Origin of the sequence: Pseudoalteromonas sp. S1650, assembly GCF_005887195.1 — a bacterium.
GTDB classification, from domain to species: Bacteria; Pseudomonadota; Gammaproteobacteria; order Enterobacterales; family Alteromonadaceae; genus Pseudoalteromonas; species Pseudoalteromonas simplex.
Genome location: NZ_PNDF01000003.1, coordinates 1 through 8,301, shown reverse-complemented (window position 1 = coordinate 8,301; position 8,301 = coordinate 1). Strand labels below are relative to the sequence as shown.

General features: G+C 38.8%; 7 protein-coding genes and 1 pseudogene. 5 read left to right on the top strand and 3 right to left on the bottom strand.

Annotation, left to right across the window (positions count from 1 at the left end):
• A partial coding sequence (locus tag CWB80_RS00235; RefSeq protein ID WP_249362481.1) for an RNA-guided endonuclease InsQ/TnpB family protein occupies nt 1–976 on the bottom strand: 976 nt, incomplete at its 3' end.
• Between the two features lie 12 nt (nt 977–988).
• Nucleotides 989–1,186 carry a helix-turn-helix domain-containing protein gene (locus CWB80_RS22830; protein ID WP_055022449.1) on the bottom strand — a complete coding sequence of 66 codons (198 nt, stop codon included), beginning with the start codon at nt 1,184–1,186 and terminating at the stop codon, nt 989–991.
• A 38-nt stretch (nt 1,187–1,224) separates the two neighbouring features.
• Here CWB80_RS22830 and CWB80_RS23200 point away from each other — a divergent pair.
• The 4 genes and pseudogenes from CWB80_RS23200 to CWB80_RS00215 all read left to right on the top strand — a co-directional run.
• Nucleotides 1,225–1,299, top strand: a pseudogene (locus tag CWB80_RS23200) (IS200/IS605 family transposase); the annotation flags it as partial.
• 1,186 nt (nt 1,300–2,485) lie between these two features.
• Nucleotides 2,486–3,220, top strand: a complete 735-nt coding sequence (locus CWB80_RS00225) for a disulfide isomerase DsbC N-terminal domain-containing protein (protein WP_055022448.1) — start codon at nt 2,486–2,488, stop codon at nt 3,218–3,220.
• Nucleotides 3,221–3,226: 6 nt separating this feature from the next.
• Entirely contained in the window at nt 3,227–3,946 is a 720-nt protein-coding gene (locus CWB80_RS00220; protein WP_138601753.1) for a TraV family lipoprotein, read from the top strand.
• A 14-nt stretch (nt 3,947–3,960) separates the two neighbouring features.
• The gene (locus CWB80_RS00215; protein ID WP_138601755.1) at nt 3,961–6,558 is read left to right on the top strand and encodes a TraC family protein; all 2,598 of its coding nucleotides are present in this window, start codon (nt 3,961–3,963) and stop codon (nt 6,556–6,558) included.
• Between the two features lie 70 nt (nt 6,559–6,628).
• Here CWB80_RS00215 and CWB80_RS00210 read toward each other — a convergent pair whose 3' ends face one another.
• Nucleotides 6,629–7,066, bottom strand: a complete 438-nt coding sequence (locus CWB80_RS00210) for a hypothetical protein (RefSeq protein WP_138601757.1) — start codon at nt 7,064–7,066, stop codon at nt 6,629–6,631.
• Between the two features lie 299 nt (nt 7,067–7,365).
• Here CWB80_RS00210 and CWB80_RS00205 point away from each other — a divergent pair, with 299 nt between their 5' ends.
• Nucleotides 7,366–8,070, top strand: a complete 705-nt coding sequence (locus CWB80_RS00205) for a zinc-finger-containing protein (RefSeq protein ID WP_138601759.1) — start codon at nt 7,366–7,368, stop codon at nt 8,068–8,070.
• Nucleotides 8,071–8,301: the final 231 nt, after the last annotated feature.

Sequence of the window (8,301 nt, the reverse complement as noted above, 5' to 3'; positions counted from 1 at the left end):
ATAAGTCGAAGACTTTCGTTATAACAGATTGTTTCTGCTGAGATGCGGGTGTTACCCTTGCGACGATTCCAGCCGCAATTATATCTAATTCACCTGTACTAGCTATGCTTTTAGCAGCAGCTAGATCTCGGCTTTGATACGCTCCGCAAGCCGTACAAGTAAAACGCCTATCATTCAATGTTAAAACATGGCGTTGCCCGCACTCCGAACAAATTCCAGTGGATTTTTCAAAACGACCTATTTCATGATAGAGCTTGCCTTCTAGCTCAGCTTTGTACTTTGAAAGCTGAGTGATCAAACCCATCACGTTATCTGCAACCATACTACCATTGAACTTTTGCATCGCTTTTACGTTTAAATCTTCGAACACTAAAATATCATTTTCATTGGTTATCTGTCGTGAAGTTTTGTGCGCAAAGTCCAGCCTTTGCCTTGAGATTTTTCCGTATAATTTATTGATGCGTTGTTTTGTTTTTTGCCAGCGATTTGAACCTTTGGTTCGACGTGCAAACTGGCGTTGCAATTGATTTAACTTCTCTATTGCTTGCCTTAAAAACTTCGGATTGTCGGCCACGAAACCGTTCGAACCAACCACCGTTTGCTTTGAGTTGATGTCAAAGCCAGTGATCGTTTCCAAAACTTGTTTAGCCGTTTTACATTCCACTTCCTGAGTGATACTGCATTCCCATTTTCCGTGACGATATTGAACAGTGACGGTCTTAATTTTGCTCACTAGCTCACGATGCAGAACGATTGGCACTTTGCCGACTTTCGGAATACTGATAGCGCCATTTTCGATTCGAATGCAATTGGAATTATTGACGGCTCGAAACGAGTCGTTGTGAAGTTTTTTCTTTTTGTATGAGACTTTATGCTTTGGAAAGCGCTGCAAACGAACCTTTGAAAAAGCATTCTTAACAGCAGTTTCTAAATCGTGAGCAACCTGCTGAGCCGCTGCTGAATCAAAAGATTTAATCCACGCAAACTCTTAGAAAGGCTTTAATTCCTTAAGAAGCGAGGCCATTTCTTTGTAAAACAAGAACGTCTTATCGTACTCATATCGACGCATATTTTCAGACAACAACAGATTCCAAGTGCCACGCGCTGTCGCACCAAACTCAATAAGCTTAGCTTCTTGTTCTGGCGTAGGATTTAGCCTGTAGTTGTATCTGAGCGTCTTTTTCATGTACTGTATAGACTACTGTATAAGGTCGAGTTGTCAAGTTGGAATATGAAACTAAATCTCACTGCAAATATTTAATTGCACTTCATTTAATTCTGGTAGTTAAGTACAGAAAACCTTAAATATTCGCCAGGCAAAGAAATTAAAAAAAGCCAAATTAATCAGGTAGTTACACTATTTCACCTTAAATTATTCAGGGTGAATTCGCCAATTATGCAAGATTAATCATTTCAAAAGTGCACATTATGGAATCAGGTTATTAAGCAATATTTGGATCAGCAAGAAGGTTTTAATTAGAGCCACAACTTCGTGGTGGAGCGCGTTTCACCAACACCTAGATTGACCTCGCTTAGGCTCTTTAGATTTAGATAGAGCACTAGGCGCTACCTGGTAGATTCCTAAAAGCTAAAAAGTAAAATTGCTCTCCATGGAAAAATAAAAGCAGGACATTCCAACAATTCACTACAATGATTCAAGAGTTCTTGAACTTAACAAGTAGCACTGAATCAAAACAAATAACAGGTGAAGCTCAGTACGAAAATGCCCTAAATTTATGTCGAGGCTATTTAACCTACATTTTCAATTGAGAACATAAGAGAACACAAGACCGTAGGAAGGCTATGTTTACACGAGCAACTTTTGCAAATGCACAGGGCTATGTAAGTCGTTCATTAATGAATGAAATGTTATTAGATAATTTGATAACATGGCAACGAATCAATCTAAACGGCATAGCTGGCTCTTCGATCCCCTGTCGCGACACTCCACCTTAATAAAACACTCGATGACTTCCTTAATAGTGAAAATGAAAAGCTCGGTATTATTGCCAACGCTCTATCAATTGAACGCGGTATAAAGCAACGAATACCTCATAGAAGCTGACCGTTAGTTTTGGAAAGTGGCTCTTTACAGTAGTCTCTTACAAATGAACAAATAAACTCCTGGTGTGATGCATTCGATGAGGAATATTACGAAGATGTTTCATTTCGACAACAACATGTCATTGTGAAGTCTTGATATGTGACAATCTTTATTCGTTAACATTGGTATATATGAACCTTAACCCTAGATCAGTATTTTACCTACTTAAGGCTTTTATATGCATGTCATTAAGCATTTAGAGCTATAAATATCAGAAACACAAAATAATTAGTTGATTAAACAAGCATATCAACCCTCGAGTTAGTAAAATTCTGTTTTGTCTAAACCCATGAAAAAATCAAAAATCAGTAATTAATCTTCCATTTTCATGCTATTGCCAAGATTACAATGACATGTCTATCAATTTAAAGGTAAGTCACAATGTCACTAAAGAAAAAAGTCACGGCTATTAGTCTATTAGCAACTGCAAGTCTTTTAAGCGTATCCTCAATGGCGAAATCAATTAATCCGAAAGAATTAAAACAAACTCTTTCTCAAAAAGGTGATATCGAAGGTATTCAAGAACTCCCTGTTGAAAACTTAATGCTAGTTAAGACTAAATCAGGACAAACATATTTTGTATCTAAGAATGGCCGCTTTGTCTTTCAAGGGCTGTTAATTGATACATGGTTTAGACGAACTATTGATGAGTTGAGCGAAGCAAGAAATGCTCACCGTGTCCCTCTTGAAAAAATGGGCGTAAAACTAGATGAGCTTGCAACACTATCATTTGGTAACCAAGACATACCTAAGCAAGCAACAATATTCGTTGACCCTAATTGCGGATACTGCCACGCCCTGTTCAATAAAATTCAGCAATCTCCAGAAAAGTACAATGTCGACTTTGTACTAACAGCGATGCTGGGCAGCCAATCTTTACTTGAGTCTAAACGCCTAAATTGCGCTGTTGATAAATCTAAAGCTGTCATCGACCTTATGAACAAGACAAAACTAGCAACAGAAATGAGAGAAGACTGCGATGCCAAGGCAGTTCAAAAAGCACCTATCGTTATGGGATTGCTTGAGGCTAGAGGGACCCCATTCCTAGTTCGTGAAGATGGTTTAACCTTTAATGGACTACCAAGCGATTTTGATGCGTGGCTTGAGATGGAGTAACTAGCAATGAAAGAAATCTTTAAAATCAGCTCAATTCTAGCCATAGCCTCATTATTTTCTGGGTGTTCAGCATTTACGATTGGTGAAGAGGAATTTTCATGTGCAGGTAAACCGGAACTTGCTCTCTGTAAAGGGCCGATGGAGGTTTATGAGTTAACCAACAATCAAGACCACCTTGAGCACATGATGACTGCAGAATATGCAAAAAACGAAGGTGAAAAAAAGTCAAATTCAGAAGGAAACCAAAAAGTCATTTACGTTAATAGTGAAGGGGAAGACATCACATACGTATATGAACCAAGAAGTTTGCGAAGACAAAACGCACAGGATTATGACAAAGCCAACATTGTTGGTATCGCTAGCAATGACACAATGTCATATTCGAAACAATCACACGATGAGTTAGATGACTTAAGAACTTTCAATTACCTTCCAAATGATATCGCGCCAGAGCCTCTCGCGGTTCTAGAAGAAGCTAAAGCAATGCGTATTTATGTTGCTGCTTGGGAAGACAAGTCTGGAGATTTGAATATTCCAGGCTTCGTTTATGTTGAATTACAACCAAGACGCTGGGTAACAGGCCATCAAGCTCAAATGCGCCCAAGTCGAGTATTACCATTTCAAACAATAAAGAAAAGCAAAGTAACAAGCCAAAGAAAAGAAACTATGGCCAAAGGTATCGATCCGTTGAGCATTTCTAGACCTAAGCCTGAGGCTAATAAGTAAAATAGGTGTATAGCATGCTGAATAAAATCCAAGAAGCTATCGAAAAGATATTGAATCCAGATATCGAAGAAACCCAGCAGAATTTTGCTGGCCCCCTTTGGCGAAGCACCATTGAAGATCAACAAAAGCTTCTCGGAGGTAATAAAGCCGCAGAATTAAACTGTGTAATGGAATACATTAAAGAATATCAAATGTTCTTAATGGAAGGCGGTTACATTGGATTTGTTATCGCCTGCCAACCAACTAACGGGGTAAACAACGAAATAAGAACAGCCTACGAAGGCTTTCTATCTGATGAGTTTCCTCACAACACATTAATTCAACTAAGCCTAGCTGCTTTACCACGAATAGATGGCTTTCTAAATGGTTACAGGCAACTACGAGGGAAGCGGATTGGTGGTGAAGACGGTGAGCTGGCTGATGCAATGAGCGAATCAGTAATTAATTATTACTCTAAAGCAAGAAAAGAGTCTCTTGATAAAAAATCAGGTATCCGGCCAAGAGATTTTGAACATTGGATCACAGTAAAAATCCCAGTTAAAAACTTTATCCCTTCCGATAAAGAGCTCAAAGAGTTCCTAGAGATAAAAGATAGAACATATTCAATATTCGAAGGGTTAGGCTTAGCCCCATTGATTTTAAATGATGAAGAATGGCTTTCAAGAATGCAGACTTTCTTCAATCACTCACCTAATGCGCTTTGGCGAGATAAAGTAAAAATCAACAAGCTTGTCCCACTTGGTGCGCAAATATTAGAGCAGGGCGGAATAATTAACCGTGATGAATATGGCCTAGAATTTTCATCTTTAGATGAGAAGTCAAATGGATTTGCTTCAGTCATGACCCTCAAGCAAACACCCGATTACTTGAACTACGGTGATATTATAAACCTGCTAGGTGATTGGCGTTTTGGCAAGCGAACGGTTGCTTGGAACCCATATTTAATGACGCTTAACGTACAGTTACCAAGTATTCATTCGGCAAATGAAGAATTTGATCGCCGTAACAAATGGCTAAAAAAACAAGCAAAAGGAAAAATGCTGGAGTGGGTTTCAACCTTGAAAGACCAGGCACAAGATTATTTTGCAATCGAAGATGAACTGAAAAACTCAAGATTATGTAAAATTAGCCTAAGCATGATAGTCCTTGGTGAGAACAAGAAAGAAACATTCACTGCGACTAGGAAGCTGCAGGCATTCTTCAAACGTAAAGAGTACAAGTTCAACATAGAAACAATTTTGGCGCCTAGCACTTTCTTAAACGCTTTACCTCTTGGACTTGATGATGAATATATAAAATTATCAGACCGGTTTGATGAATGGACGGCAAAAGGGGCTGTATTTTTATTACCACATAGCGCGAGTTGGAAAGGAAACACTTCACGGCCAATTCTAGAGTTTGTCACGCGCTTTGGGCAAATATTCGGTTTAGACATATTTGAAACAGATGGTTCTTTTAATGCACTTATTTGCGCTCGCTCTGGAGCTGGTAAGTCATTTTTCAATAATAAGCTAATCACTTCATATCTAGGCTCTGGTGTTAAAAGCCGGCTTGATGTGGGCAGCGATACTGACGGCGCTCAAGTGTTTGTTATTGACAAAGGTCGCTCATATGAAAACTTAGCAAGCCAGTATAAGAATGCTCAATTCATTGACTTCAATGAGAACATGAAGTTTTCACTTGATCCATTTGCAAATATTGATGACTTTTATGGCAAAGAAGGTCAAGCAGCCATGGTTCATTCCTTGCTGAAAGCAATGGCGTCAGAATCAGGTGATTTAAGTGACTACCAATCTACAGAAATGCTTACAGTACTCACTGAGCTTTGGAACCTTAAAGGGAAAGGTTCATCAATCACAGACTTTTCTGAGCTGTGTGAAAAGCATCAAGATGTTGAAATTAAGAGGATAGGGCGCCAACTAAAACCATGGTGTGAAGGCGGAATTTTTGGAGACTTTTTTGGTAAGAAATACCCACCAATAAACTTCAAATCACGATTAATCGTTTGTGAGATGGATGAACTATCCTCGCAACCTCACTTATCACAATGTGTTCTGATGAGCCTCATCAACGCAGCTCAACATGCAATGTTTTTATCAGGCAACAAACAAAGAAAACTTTTCATTCTCGATGAAGCTTGGGAATACCTTAAAGACAAACCGGGTAAAATCAATTATCTAGCCGAATTCCTTGAAACAGGTTGGCGTCGATTCAGGAAAACACGTGCAGCTGGCATTTGTATCACACAGAGCTTACTTGATGCTTACCAAAGCCAAGCAGGGATGGCCATTGTTAACAATAGTCCATGGAAGTTTATGTTGGCCCAGGAACCGGAAGCCGTTGATAAACTCAAAGAGTTAAAAGCGTATGATGGTACAGATCAAGACTATGATTTAATGAAAAGCGTTCATACTGATAAGGGCCATTACTCAGAAATCTTAGTGAGATACGGGCAATCGAGGGAAATAGTTAAGCTTTTTGTAGATAAAGAAACCCAACTAGTTTACTCAACAGATCCAGATGACAGGGAGTTAGTAGACAAGTTTAAGTCTCAAGGTTATTCAATTAAAGAAGCTCTAGAACTTGCAAATAAAGAGAAGGGAAGGGGGTAATCACCTCTGTGCGTACACGTATATGTATGTGTACGCACAGATAAATTGCAGATGAAGATGAAGCGAGTTGTTAAAACTTGCCCAATTCAACTAAGCACAGCTTTCGAAGACCGCAAACTTCATTGAACAATGATTTATTAAACCTAACTCGAACAGCAAAACCATTACCATATGCAACAATACCTTGCGGTGCAGGTAGATACCATTTGTTCAGCATTCCCATATACAATGTAATTTGAGCTCTTTCATATAAATTTACTCCAGTATAGTTTCGAGACTTAAACTCACATACAACAAACCTAAGCTTTAATAGATTGAAGAATAGGGCATCTGGCATACCGACTAGATTCTTATTTTCTACCTTTATTGGTTTTCGCCCCCCAACATCACCACCAAGAAATAGATAATAAAGAGGCACTTGTAGCTTTCTCTTAACGCTATACCCTTTTGCAATAAGTACGATCACTACGATAGAGAAAACTAGGAAAATTTGAATAATAAGTAACATATGAAACCTATAATAGTTAAAAACACAGCGCGTATTAGATTTGAACTTTTACCTGCCCGGGCGTGCTCTCGCGTGCCTCTTTTAGCCAGTTTTTTATCGAATGCACCACCTTTAGCTTTCCTAAATAATTCTCTATCTGAGTAATAAAGGGCTAATTGGGAGACTGGTATTGATTTTTTTGGTTCATTTACACCTCCTTATGCCACTCATTATTTCACGCAAAAAAATTGAGGCAGAGATTAAAATCGAGAAAATTGAGTTTTTTTTGAATTCCAGCGCAATTGTTTAACCAGGGTTTAATGGAAGACATACAAACACTAAAACAAGGCAAAGCTGTGATTTATTTAAACCAAGTCGATCTAAAAAAACTGGTCCAAGAGCAACTATCTAAGTCTGGAATAGTTGATGCTTCTACGTATAGCTATGTAAATGAACTAAGCAAGTTGCTCTCTGATCACCGGCATGAAGCTCTATCTCTGGCACTTATAGGGGAGCTGAAGCATAAAGCTAATTACTTAACTGACTTAGCTGAAAAATCGATGCGAATGTATTTCATCCACTTTCTGGAAGATATTGTGATGGGAAGAAACTCAAGAGCTGCAGTGGACATCAAAGTTCGATGTGAATACTGTTCCGGGTTAGCATCACTTTCAGAATCAAAGCACATATTCAAAGGTAAAGATCACGGTTTAATTTATCTTTGTGAAAACTACAAATCAGGATGTGATTCATACGTTGCAGTGCACAAAGGAGATAACTTACCTCAAGGAACCCTGGCTAATGCCGGCACTAGAAGCGCAAGACAAAAGGCACACAAAATATTAGATGTACTTTGGAAAGAGTATGGTTTTGCAAGAGTTGATGTGTACAGACAGTTGGCTAACTACCTAGAAGTTAAACCTAATGATTGTCATATTGGTAAATTTACCGAGCAACAATGTGAATCAGCGGTGAACTACCCAGCGACATCGGTTCACTCTCATCACTGGGCTTCTACAGTCTAGCTTAACAGCTAGGCAGCTTCTTTTTTCTCAGATCCAAAATCCAACTTCGATAATTCGAAGACTTTCGTTTTAACAGATTGTTTCTGCTGAGATGCGGGTGTTACCCTTGCGACGATTCCAGCCGCAATTATATCTAATTCACCTGTACTAGCTATGCTTTTAGCAGCAGCTAGATATCGGCTTTGATACGCTCCTCAAGCCGTACCAGAAAAACGCCTATCATTCATTGTT

Excerpts from the sequence above, each read along its gene's own strand:
- CWB80_RS22830 (WP_055022449.1), bottom strand. The coding sequence starts at position 1,186 with ATGAAAAAGACGCTCAGATACAACTACAGGCTAAATCCTACGCCAGAA.
- CWB80_RS00210 (WP_138601757.1), bottom strand. The coding sequence starts at position 7,066 with ATGTTACTTATTATTCAAATTTTCCTAGTTTTCTCTATCGTAGTGATC.
- CWB80_RS00220 (WP_138601753.1), top strand. The coding sequence starts at position 3,227 with ATGAAAGAAATCTTTAAAATCAGCTCAATTCTAGCCATAGCCTCATTA.
- CWB80_RS00205 (WP_138601759.1), top strand. The coding sequence starts at position 7,366 with ATGGAAGACATACAAACACTAAAACAAGGCAAAGCTGTGATTTATTTA.
- CWB80_RS00225 (WP_055022448.1), top strand. The coding sequence starts at position 2,486 with ATGTCACTAAAGAAAAAAGTCACGGCTATTAGTCTATTAGCAACTGCA.
- CWB80_RS00215 (WP_138601755.1), top strand. The coding sequence starts at position 3,961 with ATGCTGAATAAAATCCAAGAAGCTATCGAAAAGATATTGAATCCAGAT.